This is a genomic window from Serratia sp. (in: enterobacteria), from assembly GCF_051654945.1.
Classification (GTDB): Bacteria; Pseudomonadota; Gammaproteobacteria; order Enterobacterales; family Enterobacteriaceae; genus Chania.
Window position 1 is genome coordinate 529,903 of the sequence record NZ_JBOFZA010000118.1, and the last position, 16,667, is coordinate 546,569.

Below are 16,667 nucleotides of genomic sequence, written 5' to 3' on the forward strand. Positions count from 1 at the left end.
CCGGCACTGGTGATTTAACCATGAAAAAACATCTTATTCCGGTCGACATAAAGTGTGCATCTATTTGAGATAACTATTTGAAACGCCTAAAAGTAAATTACATTCTGATCGGTGTTGTGGCCTTGCTGCTGGCGCTTGCCCTGTGGCCCAATATCGCCTGGCGTGGTGGGCAGGGAGGCCAGCTCGAGGCGATCAAATCACGGGGGGAACTGCGTGTCAGCACGTTAAACTCACCGCTAACGTATTTCACTACCCCGCAGGGGCCGAGTGGTCTTGACTACGAGCTGGCCAAAAGCTTTGCCAACTACCTGGGGGTCAAGCTGGTGGTGATCCCGCACCAGAATATCAACGACCTGTTTGACGATCTGGATGATGACAATGCCGATCTGCTCGCCGCCGGGCTGATCTACAATTCGGATCGCCTCAGCCGTGCCAGTACCGGCCCGGCGTATTATTCCGTCTCCCAGCAGTTGGTTTACCGGCTGGGTACCACACGGCCAAAAACCTTTGCCGATATCAAAGGCAAACTGGCTGTGGCCTCCGGCTCGGCACACGTCAGCACCCTAAAGCAGCTCAAGCAAAGCAAATACCCCAACCTCAGTTGGGAAGCGTCAAGCGACCAGACCTCGAAAGAGCTGCTGGAACAGGTGGCCGATGGCAAGCTGGATTACACGATCGGGGATTCCGTCACTATTGCCCTGCTACAGCGTATTCACCCGCAGCTAGCCGTCGCTTTTGACATTACCGATGAAGAGCCGGTGACCTGGTACCTGAAGCGCAGCAACGACGATAGCCTATACGCAGCGCTGCTGGACTTTTATAGCCAGCGGGTCGAAGACGGTACGCTAGCGCGGTTGGAAGAGAAGTATCTGGGGCACGTGGGCAGTTTTGACTACGTCGATACCAAAACTTTCCTTTCCGCCATCGACTCGGTGTTGCCCACCTTCCGCTCGCTGTTTGAAAAGTATGCCAGCGAAATTGACTGGAAGCTGCTGGCCGCCATCGCCTACCAGGAATCCCACTGGAACCCGCAGGCGACCTCCCCTACCGGCGTCCGTGGGCTGATGATGCTGACCAGGGCCACCGCCGATGGCCTGGGCGTCACCGACAGGCTCGATCCGGAACAGAGTATTCAAGGCGGGGCGCTGTATCTGCAACGCCTGATGGATAAGGTGCCAGACACGGTGCCGGAAGATGAGCGGATCTGGTTCGCACTGGCCGCCTATAACATGGGCTGGGGCCATATGCTGGACGCGCGTAAGCTCACCAAAAGCCAGCAAGGCAATCCCGATAGTTGGGTCGATGTGAAACAGCGCCTGCCGATGCTTAGCCAGAAGCGCTACTACCCGTCACTCACCTATGGCTATGCCCGTGGCCGCGAAGCCTATAACTACGTGGAGAACATCCGCCGTTATCAGGTCAGCCTGGTGGGCTATCTGTTGGAAAAAGAGAAGAAGGCAGCCGAGGCGATGAAGCAGGCCGAACAGGCTCAGGGCTATCCAGCTGTCGATGCCGAGCTGGCGTTAGCCCTGTGATTACTGTGGGTCTTTTCCGGCCCGCTGTGCCAGCTTGAGCGCTTTTTTCTGATCGCGCCGCATGCGGAAAAAGTTGCTGAGAGTAGCGGCGCACTCTTCTGCCAATATGCCCGAGACGATTTCTACCTGATGATTCATACCCGGATGGCGCAGAATATCCACCAGCGAACCGACCGCCCCGGTTTTTTCATCGGCCGCGCCGTAAACCAGACGACGGATGCGGCTGTGTACCATCGCGCCGGCACACATCACGCAAGGCTCCAGCGTGACATACAGCGTGGCATTCAGCAGGCGGTAATTCTGCAATACCGCGCCCCCCTGCCGCAGCGCCATGATTTCAGCATGCGCGGTAGGATCGTGGCGGCCAATCGGCCGGTTCCAGCCTTCGCCAATCACCTGATTGTCCAGCACCAGCAACGCACCGACCGGCACCTCACCTTCTTCCTGCGCACGTAGAGCCAGGCTTAACGCCTGACGCATCCAATACTCATCATTATATTCATTCACCACATCAATCCTCGTGCGCATCGCGGCGGGCATTATACACAGTAGATCCTTTTACCGCAGCCACTCGGCCATGTTGCTGCAAATAAGCTTGAAAAGCCGACAACCAGCCACCATTGTCGGCTGCTTAAAACACCACCAACAAATCAATAACATCATAATTAATGATGATTAAAATTTGTTCACTTCTTATAATTTAAGATAAATGTTATAAACACCAGGAAAATCAAGCTGTAAAATTAAGCAAATTTTTCCTAGCTAAATTGTGATAGATCATATTCTCTTAAGAATTAGCGCGGTAAGGTTTACTTCACGCAAAAAGCCTTTATAAGGAGTAGGTTATGGCTGCCTCAACATTCTTTATCCCTTCCGTCAACATGATTGGTTCCGGTTGTCTGGAAGACGCGGCAAAAACCATGAAAGAGCATGGTCTGCATCACGCACTGATCGTTACCGACAAGGTTTTGAACGGCATTGGCGTCGTAGCTCAGGTGCAATCACTGTTAGCGGCCCAGAATATCGAAAGCTGCGTCTATGACGGCACTAATCCTAACCCGACCACGGAAAACGTGAAGCAGGGTCTGGCGCTGTTGCGCGAACATCACTGCGATTGTGTCGTTTCTCTGGGTGGCGGTTCACCGCATGACTGTGCGAAAGGGATTGCCCTGGTTGCCGCCAACGGTGGGGAAATCAAAGACTATGAAGGGGTGGATCGCTCCGCCAAGCCGCAACTGCCGGTAGTCGCTATCAACACCACCGCAGGCACCGCTTCGGAAATGACGCGTTTTTGTATCATCACCGACGAAGCGCGCCATATCAAAATGGCCATTGTCGACAAGCACGTTACCCCGATCCTGTCGGTCAACGATCCTCATCTGATGGCCGGTATGCCAAAAGGCCTGACCGCAGCCACCGGTATGGATGCCCTGACCCACGCTATCGAAGCCTACGTCTCCAGCGCCGCCAACCCAATTACCGATGCCTGCGCGCTGAAAGCCGCCACCATGATTGCCGAGTCGCTACGCGATGCGGTCAACGACGGGCAAAACATGCAGGCGCGTGAGAACATGGCCTATGCCCAGTTCCTGGCCGGAATGGCCTTTAATAACGCCTCATTGGGTTATGTGCATGCGATGGCGCACCAGTTGGGTGGCTTCTACAACCTGCCGCATGGCGTCTGTAACGCCGTCCTGCTGCCGCACGTGCAAGAGTTCAATGCTCAGGTTGCCGCCGGCCGTCTGAAAGATATTGCCGCTGCGATGGGGGTAAATATTGCAGGCCTTAACGATGAGCAAGGGGCTGCCGCTTGTATCGCCGCCATTCGTCAACTGGCGAAAGATGTGGGCATACCTGCCGGTTTACGCGATCTGCAAGTCAAGGAAGAAGACTTTGCGACGTTAGCCACTAACGCCCTGAACGATGCCTGTGGATTCACCAATCCAATCCAGGCCAGCCATGAGCAGATCGTGGCTATCTTTAAAGCGGCGATGTAACCGCCTGCAGGCTCCCTCTTTGCTGGGGGGAGCCTGCACTTAATCCAGTTGCTGTAACTCGCCTTCTTTACCCACCCGCCAGCGATGCTCACAAAAATAAAGCAAGGGGTTGTCCTGCTTGCTGTCGCTGTAACCACTAAACAGTTTCAATGGTGCGCCCAGACGCTGCTCCAACTGCACCACCTTTTGCGCGCCAAGACAGCGCATGGGCAAAACCCACCCGCCGTTACGGCGTTCAATACGGCTCCCGACCAGGCGTACTCGCGGCAGGAACGCAGAATCCCGATATACCTGCTCCACCAGACGCTCCGGTGAACCGGTGATCAGCCAGACCTGCGCATCCTGGGCATCCAGATATTGGCGCAGACGCATCTGCACGACCGGAAACGCAGTAACCTTACGGCGAAAATAGTCGACAAATTTCGCCTCCAGCGCTTTCAGCCGGGCCTCCGAACGGCCAAAGGTCATTGCCCACAATAACAGGCTCATGGGCCAGCGCGTTGCACGCCCACCGATCAACATGCCCAATCCGATAATGGGCAACAGCGGTACGACCAGCACCAGATTCAGCGGCAGATGCCGTAGCAAATAGCGCAGGAAACTGCCAAACATGTCTTCCTGATGCAAAGTGCCATCCAGATCGAAAAATACCACGCGCTGGGCCTGTGCAACCGGTTTGTCAGTCAAGCGTTACTCCTCAGGATCGTTGATCCATATTAAGCGGCGTCCGGTGATACACCACCACCTTACCCGATCTCACAAAATTATCACTGCGCGTTTTGCCCACTGGCGTGGCAGAATGCTGGCTGGCTCAAAGGAAAACACTTATGAGTACCCTTCTTCGCATTCGTCAGATATACCCTACGCTGGCGCAAAACGATCGCAAGCTGGCAAACTTCCTGCTGAACAACGCTGAGCAGGTCAGCCACCTCAGTTCACCAAAGCTGGCTCAGTTGGCCGGTGTCAGCCAATCAAGCGTCGTCAAATTCTCCCAGAAGCTTGGATATAAGGGCTTTCCCGCGCTGAAACAAGCGTTGAGCGAGACATTAGCCCAGCCACAGGTGGAACCCGTGGTAACCGTCCATAACCAAATCCTGAGCAGCGATCCGCTTAAGGCCGTCGGTGAAAAACTGTTGGTGGAAAAACAGGCCGCATTGCGAGCAACGCTGGATATCAATAGCGAACAACGGCTGCATACCGCCCTGGAGATGCTGCGTACGGCGCGGCGGGTGATATTGGTCGGCATTGGTGCTTCCGGGCTGGTCGCCAAAGACTTTGCCTTCAAGTTGCTGAAGATTGGCGTGATGGCGGTGGCAGAAGCCGATATGCACGTTCAGCTGGCCACGGTGCAGGCGATGAGTAAAGAGGATCTGCTGCTGGCAATTTCGTTTAGCGGTGAGCGACGTGAGATCAATCTGGTCGCCGAAGAAGCACGTATTGCTGGAGCCAGAGTGCTGGCGCTGACCAGCTTCTCCCCCAACGGCTTGCAACAGCGGGCCGATCACAGCCTATACACGATTGTGGAAGAACCCAATACCCACAGCTCAGCGATCTCTTCCAGCACGGCGCAGTTCGCCCTGACCGATCTGCTGTTTATGGCGCTGATCCAACAGGATCTTGCTCGCGATCGCCTCCGCCGTAGCGAACAGTTAGTGAAAAAGATGGTGTAAAGCGTATAATCTGCGCTCCGCGAAATGCCCCTGATACGGTTGTACGAAGCGCTGCTATAAGCATTTTCTACACATTTTGCTTCCATGCGCTAATCGTAGATATTTTTCTTTTCTGACTACATATTGACCAAGCACCATGTTAGATTATATCCATATAGGTATAATTTAACGCAGGGATGACGTGGATGAAACCACTCTACTGGGTTAGTAGTAGCAAGAAGGATCTCCAATCATTGCCCGAGGAAGTGCAGGATATTTTCGGCTACGCTCTACACTTGGCACAGATGGGTGGTAAACATTCGCAGACTAAACCCCTAAAAGGATTTGGTGGGGCTGGTGTACTAGAAGTGATAGAGGATTTTCTTGGCGATACTTATCGCGCAGTTTATACCGTTAAGTTTGCCGATAGCGTGTATGTTTTGCACGCATTCCAGAAAAAGTCTTCATCTGGAATTTCAACGCCGAAACCAGATATGGACAAGATCCGCGAACGTTTGAAAGCTGCAGAAAATCATGCCAAAGGAGCATAAGATGAGCCATGATATTGAAATCAGTACTGGCAACGTTTATGCCGATATCGGCAGAGACGACGCTGAAGAAATGCAGGTAAAGGCCCAGCTTGCCAGCATGATTGGCGATATCATCAAAAGCCACCGCCTGACACAAGAGCAAGCCGCAAAACTGCTGGGGATGACACAACCTAAGCTGTCTAATATGTTGCGCGGACAGTTTCGGGGTATCAGTGAAGCCAAGATGCTGGAGTGCCTTACGCGCCTAGGGCGTGATGTGCAAATCGTGGTGGGAAAGCCGCGCCGGACACCGGGCACACTTAAAGTGGTGTTTGCCTGATAGGTCGTTCGCACTATGCGGTATGGATGTCGGCTGGTTAACCCGGATATAAAAGTTTAAATGAGTAACTGATTGATATGGCTTTATTGATTACCAAGAAATGCATCAACTGCGATATGTGCGAGCCGGAATGCCCGAACCAGGCGATTTCGATGGGGGATGAGATTTACCAGATCGATGCCAATCGCTGCACCGAATGCGTGGGGCATTACGAAACCCCAACCTGCCAGCAGGTGTGCCCGATCGATAACACCATCATTACCGATCCGCAGCACGTCGAAAACCAGGAACAGCTGTGGGACAAGTTTGTCGTGTTACATCACTCAGATAGCCTGTAACGCCCCTCACCCTAACCCTCTCCCACAGGGAGAGGGGACTGAATGTGCCACAAATAAGCTTCAGCGCCTGACCAATCTTTTACAGTCAGAGTCACATATTGACCCCTGATCCTGACCACAACGCCGGGCTCGCTCCCACTCTTTTTTGGGATTGCGGAGAGAGGAATATCACCCCTCGATAATCACAGTGGCACAGGCATAACGACGCTCGTCAGCGAGAGAAACGTGGATCGACGTTACCCCCATCTCCTGCGCCAGTTCAGCGGCGCGTCCATGCAGGCGGATATTGGGTTTCCCCAACCCATCATTGAACACTTCGAACTGATTGAACGCCAGACCGTTGCGGATGCCGGTGCCGAATGCCTTGGCGGCCGCCTCTTTAACCGCAAAGCGTTTTGCCAGGAAGCGTACCGGCTGCTGATGCTGCTGATACACTTCCCATTCCGCCGGGCTCAGCACCCGACGAGCCAGACGATCGCCGCTGCGTTCCACCACCGCTTCGATGCGTGCCATCTCTACGATGTCAGTCCCCAAGCCCAGTACCGCCATTAGCGACGCGCTTCCCGCATCAGCAGTTTCATATCCGCCACCGCAGCCGGCAAGCCGCTCATCACCGCCTGGCCGATAATGGCATGGCCGATGTTCAGCTCATGCATCTCTGGCAGCGCAGCGATCGGCTGCACGTTATGATAGGTCAAACCGTGGCCCGCATTCACCTTCAGGCCTTTGCTGGCCGCGTAGGTCGCCGCTTTGGCAATACGCTTGAGCTCGGCCTGAATGGCCAGATCGCCCTGCGCTTCGGCATAGGCACCGGTATGGATTTCGATATAAGGTGCACCAACGGCCACCGCCGCATCGATCTGGCGATGATCGGCATCGATAAACAACGAAACCAAAATACCCGCCTGTGCCAGGCGCTCAACCGCCACCGCCATTTTGTCCTGCTGCCCGGCCACGTCCAGCCCGCCTTCGGTGGTGACTTCCTGACGCTTTTCCGGCACCAGGCAACAGAAGTGGGGTTTCATCTCAATGGCGATATCCAGCATTTCATCGGTCACGGCCATTTCCAGATTCATCCGTGTCTGGATGGTCTGACGCAGGATACGCACGTCGCGGTCGGTGATATGACGGCGATCTTCACGCAGATGAACGGTAATACCATCGGCCCCCGCCTGCTCGGCAATAAATGCCGCCTGCACCGGATCCGGGTAGTTGGTTCCACGCGCGTTACGTAACGTGGCAATATGATCGATATTGACGCCCAACAGTAAATCAACCATGACAACCCTCTACTCAAAAATTTTCAGTAGCGGCAGTTTACACGGGCTAGCAAAACGGCAAAAGCAGAAACCGCTTAGGCTTCGTCGACGGGGGTATCGGGTTGTTTGCGTACGAACTGGCGAAACAGCTCGCGGCTCTTGAGCGGCTTACCGCCGAGGTAGGGTTTTAGCGCCATGCGGGTGAAGCGCTTGGCTGCGCGCAGAGTGTCTGCATCAGGGAATTGGCGTTCATCCAGGGCGCGGAGTTCACGGCCGGTAAAACTGTAATGATCCACCACCAGGCTGGCGATAAAGCCTTTCTCCTCGCGATAGCGATAGGTCATGCCGTCATCCACCGGTTCGCCGCTGCCGGCACAATGGAGGAAATCCAAGCCGTAACCCAGGTGCCCTAACAGCGCCAGCTCAAACTGCCGCAGAGCATGCTCCGGGGAACTGTCTTCGGCAGCCAGCGCCTGTAAACATTGCAGATAATCGAAGAACAGAACCGAATAGTTGCCTTCCTGCTCCAGCACCCGTGACAACAATTCATTCACGTAAAGGCCGCTGTAAAGCATCATGCCACTAAGAGGTAAACCGAGGGAGACCGCTTCAGCGCCGCGCAGCGTTTTGACTTCGCCACGACCGCCCCAGCGTACTAACAGAGGAGTAAAGGGTTGCAAGCAACCCTTTAGATTGGATCGGCGACTACGTGCGCCTTTTGCCAACAAGCGCACCCGCCCATGGCCTTCCGTGAACAGATCCAGCATCAGGCTGGTTTCACTAAAGGGCCGTCCATGCAGGACAAAAGCGCGCTCCCAGCCATCCATAGGCGGTATTATTTCAGGTCGTCGGTATAGCCCAGGCTACGCAGCGCACGTTCATCGTCCGCCCAGCCCGATTTCACTTTCACCCACAGTTCCAGATGCACTTTGGCTTCAAACATCTGTTCCATGTCCTGGCGGGCTTCAATACCGATGGTCTTGATCTTCGACCCTTTGTTGCCAATCACCATCTTCTTCTGGCCTTCACGCTCAACCAGAATCAGACCATGAATGTCATAACCACCGCGCTCGTTCGGCACAAACTGTTCGATCTCAACCGTCACCGAGTAAGGCAGTTCCTCACCCAGGAAGCGCATCAGCTTCTCACGGATGATTTCCGACGCCATAAAGCGCTGGGAACGGTCGGTGATGTAATCGTCCGGGAAGTGGTGTTCCGCTTCCGGCAACACTTTGCGTGCGATAGCCGCGATAGTATCCACATTCATGCCTTTTTCGGCAGAGATCGGCACCACATCGAGGAAGTTCATCTGCTGGCTGAGGAATGCAATGTGCGGCAACAGTTTGGATTTGTCGGTAACGTTATCCACCTTGTTGATCGCCAACAGTACCGGGCATTTCAGGCTGCGCAGCTTGTTGACCACCATTTCATCATCGGCAGTCCAGTTCGTGCCTTCTACAACAAAGATCACCAGCTCGACGTCGCCGATTGAGCTGCTGGCAGCGCGGTTCATCAAACGGTTGATGGCGCGCTTTTCTTCGATATGCAGACCCGGGGTGTCGACGTAAATGGCCTGATAAGCGCCATCGGTATCGATACCCATAATGCGGTGACGGGTCGTCTGTGGTTTACGCGAGGTGATGGAGACTTTTTGCCCCAGCAATTGGTTGAGCAACGTGGATTTGCCCACGTTGGGACGACCTACGATCGCAATAAAACCGCAGTATTGTTTTTCTTCGCTCATTCAAGCTCCAGCTTTTTCAGCGCTTGTTCCGCTGCCGCCTGCTCGGCTTTACGGCGGCTTGAACCGGTGCCCACCACGGGCTCGCTCAAACCACTCACCTGACAGTGGATAGTAAACTCCTGATCGTGCGCCTCACCGCGAACCTGCACCACCAGATATGTTGGCAATGGCAGATGACGACCTTGTAAAAACTCCTGCAAGCGGGTTTTCGGGTCTTTCTGCTTATCACCGGGGCTGATTTCGTCCAACCGGCTACGATACCAGTCCAAAATCAGTCGCTCGACGTTTTGAATATCGCTATCCAGGAACACACCGCCAATCAGTGCCTCCACCGTATCCGCCAGGATTGACTCGCGGCGGAATCCACCACTTTTCAGCTCGCCCGGCCCAAGGCGCAAACACTCGCCCAGATCGAACTCGCGGGCCATCTCGGCCAGCGTATTGCCTCGCACCAGCGTGGCACGCATGCGGCTCATGTCTCCCTCGTCTACGCGAGGAAAACGCTGGTAGAGCGCATTGGCGATGACAAAACTAAGGATCGAATCACCCAGAAACTCGAGACGTTCATTATGTTTACTGCTGGCGCTACGGTGAGTTAACGCTTGCAGTAAGAGCTCCTGCTGTTGAAAAGTGTAGCCCAGCTTCCGCTGCAGCCTGTTTATTACGATGGGGTTCATGAGTTACCAATAGATCAAGAATGCGTCAAAAACTTGCAGCATACGGAACAGGCCTGCTTTGCCAAAAGCCAATCCAAAGCTGTTTCGTTTGCAGTGGCGCCATAAGGGGCCAACTTTTATCGCTCGAGGGGCTATTCTACAACGAGTGGAAATATAATGCTGCGTTTTTCCCGTCGTCTTTCAAGCTGCAGCGTTGTTACCTGCACTATCTAACCCCAGTCACTTACCCAAAAGTAAGCTCCTGGGGATGAGATAGCTTGTCGCCTAGCTGCAGCTCGAAATCCATAGGGAATTTCACCATATAAACTGCAGTTGGCAAAAACGTTATTAGTGAATACCACCGATACGGCTCAATCTGACGCCCGTTGGCCATTCACCTTCCTGCTTTTCAAAGCTCATCCAGATCGCCGTGGCTTTACCCACCAGATTCTTCTCAGGTACGAAACCCCAATAACGGCTGTCGGCGCTGTTATCACGGTTATCGCCCATCATGAAGTAATGGCCGGCTGGCACAACCCACTCGGCCAACTGCTGGCCCGGCTGCTGATAGTAAGCGCCAACCTGATCCTGTGCACCTGGTACGGTCAGAATACGGTGGGTCACGTTACCCAGCGTTTCCTTACGCTCAGCCAGGCGAATACCGCCCTGCGGCACGCTTTCGTTCAGTGGCGTCTGGAAGAAGCCATTGCTGGTCTCGCCCATACCGCTGCGGGTAAACATCTGGACAAAATCGCTTGGTTGCATATCGCTGTAGGTGACCGCCAATGCGGTATCGCACGCTTGGCCGCTATTACAGTTTTCTTGCACCGTCACACGCTTATTCACCGGGTCATAGGTCACGCGATCGCCCGGCAGGCCAATTACGCGTTTGATATAATCCAGTTTGGTGTCACGTGGATATTTAAATACCGCGATATCACCGCGCTTGGGATGGCCGGTTTCAATTAGCGTAGTCTGGGTGATCGGATCCTTTATGCCGTAGGCAAACTTTTCCACCAGAATGAAATCACCAATCAACAGCGTCGGCATCATCGAGCCTGAAGGGATCTGGAAGGGTTCGTAAATAAACGAACGCACCACAAACACCAACAGCAATACCGGGAACACCGAAGCCCCGGTTTCAACCCAACCCGGCTGCCTGGCCACTTTCGCCAGGGCGGCTTCGTCGACCGTACCGGCCGCCTGTGCATTGACCGCCGCGATTTTCGCCCGACGTGCCGGCGCCCATTTAAAGCGCTCAAAGCACCAGATGATCCCGGTTACCAATGTGGCTAATGCCAGGATCAAGGCAAACATATTCGCCATGCAAACTCCCTAGTTACGCGAGCTTTCGCTCTTACTTACCGTCTTTACCCACGTGCAGAATGGCCAGGAATGCTTCCTGCGGCAACTCGACGTTACCCACCTGCTTCATGCGTTTTTTACCGTCTTTCTGCTTTTGCAACAGCTTCTTCTTACGGCTGACGTCGCCGCCGTAGCACTTGGCCAGGACGTTTTTACGCAGCTGTTTCACCGTTGAACGAGCGATGATATGAGTACCGATCGCCGCCTGAATTGCAATGTCGAATTGCTGGCGTGGGATCAGCTCTTTCATTTTCTCGACCAGTTCACGGCCACGATACTGTGCGTTATCACGGTGAGTGATCAGCGCCAGCGCATCGACACGTTCGTTGTTGATCAACACGTCAACACGCACCATGTCCGAGGCCTGGAAACGCTTGAAGTTGTAATCCAGCGACGCATAACCGCGTGAGGTGGATTTCAAGCGGTCAAAGAAGTCTAGCACCACTTCGGCCATCGGGATTTCGTAGGTCAGCGCCACCTGGTTACCGTGGTAAACCATGTTGGTCTGTACGCCACGCTTCTCGATACACAGCGTGATCACGTTGCCCAGGTATTCCTGTGGCATCAGCATGTGACACTCGGCAATCGGCTCACGCAGCTCAGCGATGTTATTCAACGGCGGCAGCTTGGATGGGCTGTCGACGTAGATGGTTTCATTTCCGGTGGTTTCAACTTCGTACACTACCGTTGGTGCCGTAGTGATCAGCTCCAGATCGTATTCACGCTCCAGACGCTCCTGAATGATCTCCATGTGCAGCAGACCCAGGAAGCCACAGCGGAAGCCGAAGCCCAGCGCGGTGGAGCTTTCTGGCTCATAGAACAGGGAGGCGTCGTTCAGGCTCAGCTTGCCCAGCGCATCGCGGAAGGCTTCATAATCGTCGGAACTGATCGGGAACAGACCGGCATACACCTGTGGCTTCACTTTTTTGAAGCCTGGCAGCATTTTGTCTGCCGGCTGACGAGCCAGCGTCAAGGTATCGCCCACCGGCGCGCCGAGGATGTCTTTAATCGCGCAGACCAACCAGCCCACTTCGCCGCAGTTCAGCACATCGCGATCGACACGTTTCGGGGTGAAAATCCCCAGACGGTCGGCATTATAGGTTTGGCCGGTGCTCATGACCTTGACTTTATCGCCTTTGCGCAGGGTGCCGTTTTTCACCCGGATCAGGGAGACAACGCCGAGGTAGTTATCGAACCAGGAGTCGATGATCAGCGCCTGCAGCGGAGCATCCGCATCGCCTTCTGGCGGCGGAATATCACGCACCAGACGCTCCAGCACTTCCGGCACGCCTACGCCGGTTTTAGCCGAGCAGCGCACCGCATCCGTGGCATCAATGCCCACGATATCTTCGATTTCCTGTGCGGCGCGATCCGGATCGGCAGCAGGCAGGTCAATCTTGTTCAACACCGGCACCACTTCCAGATCCATGTCCAGCGCGGTATAGCAGTTGGCCAGAGTCTGGGCTTCTACGCCCTGCCCGGCATCCACCACCAGCAATGCGCCTTCACAGGCGGCCAGTGAACGGGAAACCTCATAGGAGAAGTCAACGTGCCCAGGGGTGTCGATAAAGTTGAGGTGGTAAACCTGGCCATCAAGGGCTTTATAATCGAGCGTCACGCTCTGCGCTTTGATGGTAATACCACGTTCACGTTCCAGATCCATAGAATCCAGCACCTGCGCGGCCATTTCACGTTCGGTCAGCCCGCCGCAGATTTGAATAATACGGTCAGACAACGTCGACTTACCGTGGTCAATGTGGGCAATGATAGAAAAATTTCTTATGTGTTTCATTTAATTAGTTTTTCTGCCTTGGTATTTCTGAATTACTCGCCTATGGAACCCGCATGGACATAAAGCGACGGTGAATGGGTCGGCTATTTTTCGCCTGAATCGCAGCATTCTACATGCCATAACCCTGAAAACCTAGCGATCGGTGCAGTGAAGGGAATCGATTATACGTAGTTTAGTGTTGCAGAGCGCCGCAGTTGATGAAAGCAGATATTAACGCAGCCTAAACCCGATAATAATTGTGGATTAATAGCGCCAATCGTCCTGCCCGGTTCGCGTTTAACCGCTGGTAATACATATTGCGTGATTACGCAATAAACCCAATCTTAATTACCTGATAAATAATATTCTTATCAATAACTTACATTTACACCACCACGCCCCCGCTTTAGGAAAAGCCCGATATACGCCTCTCGTTCCCCTCGGTTACAAGTGGCAGGAACTTTGGATAAAAACAGACTTCAGGGCACTACGACATCGGCAAGCCCACCAGAGTTCACCAGCATCTCCTCTGAACATTGATTGGAAGGTTTACCATGATCGATAAAGGGCAAATGCTGAGCCGGCACGATTTTTCCAAGGTCAACTGGGGCATTTTGGCAGCGGTAGCGCTGCTGTTCACACTGGGTGCGGCGCTGTTACTAATGCCGTTACTGAGCAACATGGAAGACCGTAACATCCTGACCTTACTGCAAACCGGCGCGGCTATCATTGTGTTAGGCGGTATTTTGCTGGCCGTGCGCCAGTACCTGCGGCCAATGCTGACCTATCGGCTGTATGAGCACGGCGTACGCGTGCTGGATCACCGCAATCATAAAGAACGGTTTATTGCGTTTGAAAAAATTGCCGACATCTACCGTTCTCACGGTAGCCGGCTGCTTGGTGGGCTGAGCGACACAATGGCGTTTCGCACCACGGAGGCAGCGTTCTGGTACAGCATCAAGAGTAATGTCTCGCACTCTCGGCAACTGATTGAAACGCTAATCCAACAACAGATCCAGCAACGTGGACCGCTGGCATTAAATGCACTTTATCAGGGGGATAAGTTGACATTTGGCTATCTCAATAGCGGCAGGGGTTGGTTTGATCCGTGGCGAGTGAAACCGACTCAAACATTACGGCTTAGCGCGACAACGCTGAGTACCGCCCAGGCGCAGGTGCAGATCGAAAAGATCCACCGGCTGGAGAAAAATACGCAGCGGGGTACCCTTCGCCTGTTCGATTTACAAGGTAACGAGCTGTTTTCGCTGTGTTACTACTCGCTGTTCAGCGCCGATCTGTTTATTGCGCTGATGGAGCATATGATCGGCAACCGCATCCCCGCCTATAACAATCCGGCGATGACGCGGCCACCCTATTAAATCGGGGATTCGGTTTCGGAGTGTAAACGCAAGGCTCCCGGCGGCAAGCCGATCTGCAGCACCATGGGTTGGTAATTGGCGTGCTCGCCAAGGCGTTTTGCCAGGCTACGTGCAATCAGGAAGGCCAGGCCGCCGCCTAAAATGGCACCGAGCGCTGCCGCAGCGTCGCTGCCCAAAAACCATTGCAACAGGCCACCACCGAGCATCATGCCAAATAGCGGAGTCAGATAGACCAGCATTGCCGAACGCAACAGGCTGCCTTCGGCAATGCCGACCTCAACGCGCTGGCCAGGTTCCAGAGGCTGGGCGATGGCTACCTGCAAGTGATGTTCACTTTCAGGCACCAGCTCGTCGAATGCACGAGCACCACAGCCGGAGCGCGCTTTGCAACTGCCACAGCCGGCTTTAGGCTCACAACGCAGCTGCGCCACGCCCTGTTGCCACGAGATCACCGTGGCCCACTCTTTCATCATTGTGGCGCTACCTTGAAAGTAATGCTGTCGGCAATGCGTTTGGCCGTTGAGGGCGGTAATTCCCCGACCACGGTAATTTCATTGCCATTACGAATTTCGGTCTGGATGGTACGGCGGCCCTGACGATAAAACTGTTGGCTGGCATTGCTGCCCGAAGGGCTGATGTTGACCGAGAAGCTGAACAAGCCATCGCTATACAGCCGCGATTCAACCGGCACCGCCACATTCGGCAACTTGCGGCGATTGCGCGCCACTTCGTTAACGCCAGCAGGCAACCAACCGGCATTCCAGGCCAGCTTGACATCTTCAGCCGCAGGTAAGGTTAATAGCGGTGGCAGATTAGCCTTGAGCAAAGGTTGCATGACGGTCTTCACCTGATCGCCCACGACGACCGAGATAACCCGATACTGCTCCAGCGTTTCACCATCGCGATCGAGCAAATCGACCCGCAGCGGCAGCTTGGTTTCCATATCCATCCACACCACGTAGCTGTAACGGGAACCGTCACGCGCCACAACGCGGTAGACGTCACAAGCCCGATCGGAAATGCGGGTGCGGCCAACGGAGATGAAATCGTAGTATTTCGCCAGATAGTTGAAATCGGCAAACACGATGGCGGGCAAGGCATCGACGATGTGATCGCCAGACAGCGTGAACGGTTCCAGACCAGGCTCAAAATAGCTGATCCCACCGCCACGTTGCAGCACTTCCCGACGCGGGCCGTCCATATGCAGCAATTGCCCGAGGGGCAGTTGGTCGATCACCGCATGGCGATAGCGTAACGACTCTATCCCCTGCTTGCTGATGCTGATGTAGGCGAGTTCATAGTTGAGTGAACGGCTGGCACTGCTCATTTGTTGCAATAACGCCCCGGACGCAGGTTCTTGCGCCGAGGCGATATTTGCATTGAGCAGGCTGCCCGTTAAAAGACAAACGGAGAACCAAATTTGCTTCATTACTGCTGTTGCATTCCTAAAGACTGAGTTCCAGGAACCTGAACCGCGGCCTGTTGTGGCCTGCTTTGTTCAAGTTGCAGCTGATCGGAGTGCAAACGGCGTTGCAACTCATAATCCTGCAGCATGGCATTGATGCGCTTACGCTGTTCCTGCACCTGCTGCTGTTGACCGCTGCCGGTGGAGAAACTGTCTGCTGGGACGCCCAGGCTAACCGGCGAAGCTGCTCCCATGATCGGCATGGTGTTAAACGCAGGGCCTTCAGCAACGCCCGATTGCACATCAGGCTGATTGTACTGTTGTACACCCACGATTACTGCCAGAGAAACACAAGCGGCCACGCCGACTTGCGTTAGCTGACTAGCCCAAGGACGCACCTTGTGCCAGAACGGCAGTTTACCCCAGGTGTGAGGTTGCGGTTGAGATTCGGGGATTGCCGAAGGAACCAGACGAGCGGGCTCTTTTTCCAATGCGGCAGCAACACGGTCTGCGATATCGAAATGCATGACTTGTCCGACATCACCCCGTAACGTGTCACGGATCAGGTGATAGCTCTGCCAACTTTGCTGAAGTGCTTTATCTTTACCCAATGAACTCAGCAGCTCATTGTCGAGCATTTCACCATCCATCAGAGCGGAAAGCTTTTCTTTCTGCATGCCTAAGTACCCTTCCAGTGTC

General features: G+C 54.2%; 19 protein-coding genes. 7 read left to right on the forward strand and 12 right to left on the reverse strand.

All coding sequences use genetic code 11. The features are described from left to right. Positions 1–77 precede the first annotated feature (77 nt). A complete protein-coding gene (gene mltF / locus ACRDCA_RS27775; protein ID WP_438692376.1) occupies positions 78–1,535 on the forward strand; it encodes a membrane-bound lytic murein transglycosylase MltF in 1,458 nt (485 codons plus the stop codon). Here the strand turns inward: mltF and tadA are convergent, their stop codons facing one another. Then, entirely contained in the window at positions 1,536–2,042 is a 507-nt protein-coding gene (gene tadA, locus ACRDCA_RS27780) for a tRNA adenosine(34) deaminase TadA (protein ID WP_438692377.1), read from the reverse strand. A gap of 338 nt (positions 2,043–2,380) precedes the next feature. Between tadA and yiaY the strand changes: the two genes are divergently transcribed. Then, positions 2,381–3,532, forward strand: coding sequence for an L-threonine dehydrogenase (gene yiaY, locus ACRDCA_RS27785; RefSeq protein ID WP_438692378.1), 1,152 nt, complete (start codon positions 2,381–2,383; stop codon positions 3,530–3,532). Positions 3,533–3,571: 39 nt separating this feature from the next. Here yiaY and yfhb read toward each other — a convergent pair whose 3' ends face one another. Beyond that, positions 3,572–4,219, reverse strand: coding sequence for a phosphatidylglycerophosphatase C (gene yfhb / locus ACRDCA_RS27790; RefSeq protein WP_438692379.1), 648 nt, complete (start codon positions 4,217–4,219; stop codon positions 3,572–3,574). Positions 4,220–4,359: 140 nt separating this feature from the next. Here yfhb and ACRDCA_RS27795 point away from each other — a divergent pair, with 140 nt between their 5' ends. The 4 genes from ACRDCA_RS27795 (at position 4,360) to ACRDCA_RS27810 (ending at position 6,389) form a co-directional block, all read left to right on the forward strand. Beyond that, entirely contained in the window at positions 4,360–5,202 is an 843-nt protein-coding gene (locus ACRDCA_RS27795) for a MurR/RpiR family transcriptional regulator (RefSeq protein WP_438692380.1), read from the forward strand. Positions 5,203–5,387: 185 nt separating this feature from the next. Beyond that, positions 5,388–5,732 carry a type II toxin-antitoxin system RelE/ParE family toxin gene (locus ACRDCA_RS27800; protein ID WP_438692381.1) on the forward strand — a complete coding sequence of 115 codons (345 nt, stop codon included), beginning with the start codon at positions 5,388–5,390 and terminating at the stop codon, positions 5,730–5,732. A gap of 1 nt (position 5,733) precedes the next feature. Next, positions 5,734–6,051, forward strand: coding sequence for a helix-turn-helix domain-containing protein (locus tag ACRDCA_RS27805; protein WP_438692382.1), 318 nt, complete (start codon positions 5,734–5,736; stop codon positions 6,049–6,051). 77 nt (positions 6,052–6,128) lie between these two features. Further along, a complete protein-coding gene (locus tag ACRDCA_RS27810; RefSeq protein WP_438692383.1) occupies positions 6,129–6,389 on the forward strand; it encodes a YfhL family 4Fe-4S dicluster ferredoxin in 261 nt (86 codons plus the stop codon). Positions 6,390–6,557: 168 nt separating this feature from the next. Here ACRDCA_RS27810 and acpS read toward each other — a convergent pair whose 3' ends face one another. From acpS to lepA, 7 genes are all read right to left on the reverse strand, one after another. Further along, the gene (acpS, locus tag ACRDCA_RS27815; RefSeq protein ID WP_438692384.1) at positions 6,558–6,938 is read right to left on the reverse strand and encodes a holo-ACP synthase; all 381 of its coding nucleotides are present in this window, start codon (positions 6,936–6,938) and stop codon (positions 6,558–6,560) included. Continuing rightward, complete coding sequence (gene pdxJ / locus ACRDCA_RS27820) at positions 6,938–7,669, reverse strand: pyridoxine 5'-phosphate synthase (RefSeq protein WP_438692385.1); 732 nt, start codon at positions 7,667–7,669, stop codon at positions 6,938–6,940. The genes acpS and pdxJ overlap by 1 nt, the downstream gene beginning before the upstream one ends. Before the next feature lie 74 nt (positions 7,670–7,743). Then, the gene (gene recO / locus ACRDCA_RS27825; RefSeq protein ID WP_438692386.1) at positions 7,744–8,475 is read right to left on the reverse strand and encodes a DNA repair protein RecO; all 732 of its coding nucleotides are present in this window, start codon (positions 8,473–8,475) and stop codon (positions 7,744–7,746) included. Positions 8,476–8,483: 8 nt separating this feature from the next. After that, positions 8,484–9,392 (reverse strand): GTPase Era, encoded by a 909-nt coding sequence (era, locus tag ACRDCA_RS27830; protein ID WP_438692387.1) that lies wholly within the window; start codon positions 9,390–9,392, stop codon positions 8,484–8,486. Further along, on the reverse strand, positions 9,389–10,069 hold the full coding sequence (gene rnc / locus ACRDCA_RS27835) for a ribonuclease III (RefSeq protein ID WP_021178901.1): 681 nt from the start codon (positions 10,067–10,069) through the stop codon (positions 9,389–9,391). The genes era and rnc overlap by 4 nt, the downstream gene beginning before the upstream one ends. 327 nt (positions 10,070–10,396) lie before the next feature. Beyond that, entirely contained in the window at positions 10,397–11,374 is a 978-nt protein-coding gene (gene lepB, locus ACRDCA_RS27840; protein WP_438692388.1) for a signal peptidase I, read from the reverse strand. A 31-nt stretch (positions 11,375–11,405) separates the two neighbouring features. Continuing rightward, a complete protein-coding gene (gene lepA / locus ACRDCA_RS27845; RefSeq protein WP_438692389.1) occupies positions 11,406–13,205 on the reverse strand; it encodes a translation elongation factor 4 in 1,800 nt (599 codons plus the stop codon). A 533-nt stretch (positions 13,206–13,738) separates the two neighbouring features. Here lepA and ACRDCA_RS27850 point away from each other — a divergent pair. Next, a complete protein-coding gene (locus ACRDCA_RS27850; protein WP_438692390.1) occupies positions 13,739–14,563 on the forward strand; it encodes a hypothetical protein in 825 nt (274 codons plus the stop codon). On the opposite strand, the gene rseC is transcribed toward ACRDCA_RS27850, so the two are convergent. From rseC to rseA, 3 genes are read right to left on the reverse strand one after another with little or no spacing between them, the layout of a single operon-like run. Then, entirely contained in the window at positions 14,560–15,036 is a 477-nt protein-coding gene (gene rseC, locus ACRDCA_RS27855; RefSeq protein WP_438692391.1) for a SoxR-reducing system protein RseC, read from the reverse strand. The genes ACRDCA_RS27850 and rseC overlap by 4 nt on opposite strands. Continuing rightward, positions 15,033–15,992 carry a sigma-E factor regulatory protein RseB gene (rseB, locus tag ACRDCA_RS27860; RefSeq protein WP_438692392.1) on the reverse strand — a complete coding sequence of 320 codons (960 nt, stop codon included), beginning with the start codon at positions 15,990–15,992 and terminating at the stop codon, positions 15,033–15,035. Before rseB ends, rseC begins: the two co-directional genes overlap by 4 nt. After that, complete coding sequence (gene rseA / locus ACRDCA_RS27865; RefSeq protein ID WP_438692393.1) at positions 15,992–16,645, reverse strand: anti-sigma-E factor RseA; 654 nt, start codon at positions 16,643–16,645, stop codon at positions 15,992–15,994. The genes rseB and rseA overlap by 1 nt, the downstream gene beginning before the upstream one ends. Positions 16,646–16,667: the final 22 nt, after the last annotated feature.

Excerpts from the sequence above, each read along its gene's own strand:
- ACRDCA_RS27805 (WP_438692382.1), top strand. The coding sequence starts at position 5,734 with ATGAGCCATGATATTGAAATCAGTACTGGCAACGTTTATGCCGATATC.
- rnc (WP_021178901.1), bottom strand. The coding sequence starts at position 10,069 with ATGAACCCCATCGTAATAAACAGGCTGCAGCGGAAGCTGGGCTACACT.
- yiaY (WP_438692378.1), top strand. The coding sequence starts at position 2,381 with ATGGCTGCCTCAACATTCTTTATCCCTTCCGTCAACATGATTGGTTCC.
- ACRDCA_RS27795 (WP_438692380.1), top strand. The coding sequence starts at position 4,360 with ATGAGTACCCTTCTTCGCATTCGTCAGATATACCCTACGCTGGCGCAA.
- lepA (WP_438692389.1), bottom strand. The coding sequence starts at position 13,205 with ATGAAACACATAAGAAATTTTTCTATCATTGCCCACATTGACCACGGT.
- lepB (WP_438692388.1), bottom strand. The coding sequence starts at position 11,374 with ATGGCGAATATGTTTGCCTTGATCCTGGCATTAGCCACATTGGTAACC.
- rseA (WP_438692393.1), bottom strand. The coding sequence starts at position 16,645 with ATGCAGAAAGAAAAGCTTTCCGCTCTGATGGATGGTGAAATGCTCGAC.
- ACRDCA_RS27850 (WP_438692390.1), top strand. The coding sequence starts at position 13,739 with ATGATCGATAAAGGGCAAATGCTGAGCCGGCACGATTTTTCCAAGGTC.
- acpS (WP_438692384.1), bottom strand. The coding sequence starts at position 6,938 with ATGGCGGTACTGGGCTTGGGGACTGACATCGTAGAGATGGCACGCATC.
- rseB (WP_438692392.1), bottom strand. The coding sequence starts at position 15,992 with ATGAAGCAAATTTGGTTCTCCGTTTGTCTTTTAACGGGCAGCCTGCTC.
- era (WP_438692387.1), bottom strand. The coding sequence starts at position 9,392 with ATGAGCGAAGAAAAACAATACTGCGGTTTTATTGCGATCGTAGGTCGT.
- pdxJ (WP_438692385.1), bottom strand. The coding sequence starts at position 7,669 with ATGGTTGATTTACTGTTGGGCGTCAATATCGATCATATTGCCACGTTA.
- ACRDCA_RS27810 (WP_438692383.1), top strand. The coding sequence starts at position 6,129 with ATGGCTTTATTGATTACCAAGAAATGCATCAACTGCGATATGTGCGAG.
- rseC (WP_438692391.1), bottom strand. The coding sequence starts at position 15,036 with ATGATGAAAGAGTGGGCCACGGTGATCTCGTGGCAACAGGGCGTGGCG.
- ACRDCA_RS27800 (WP_438692381.1), top strand. The coding sequence starts at position 5,388 with ATGAAACCACTCTACTGGGTTAGTAGTAGCAAGAAGGATCTCCAATCA.
- recO (WP_438692386.1), bottom strand. The coding sequence starts at position 8,475 with ATGGATGGCTGGGAGCGCGCTTTTGTCCTGCATGGACGGCCCTTTAGT.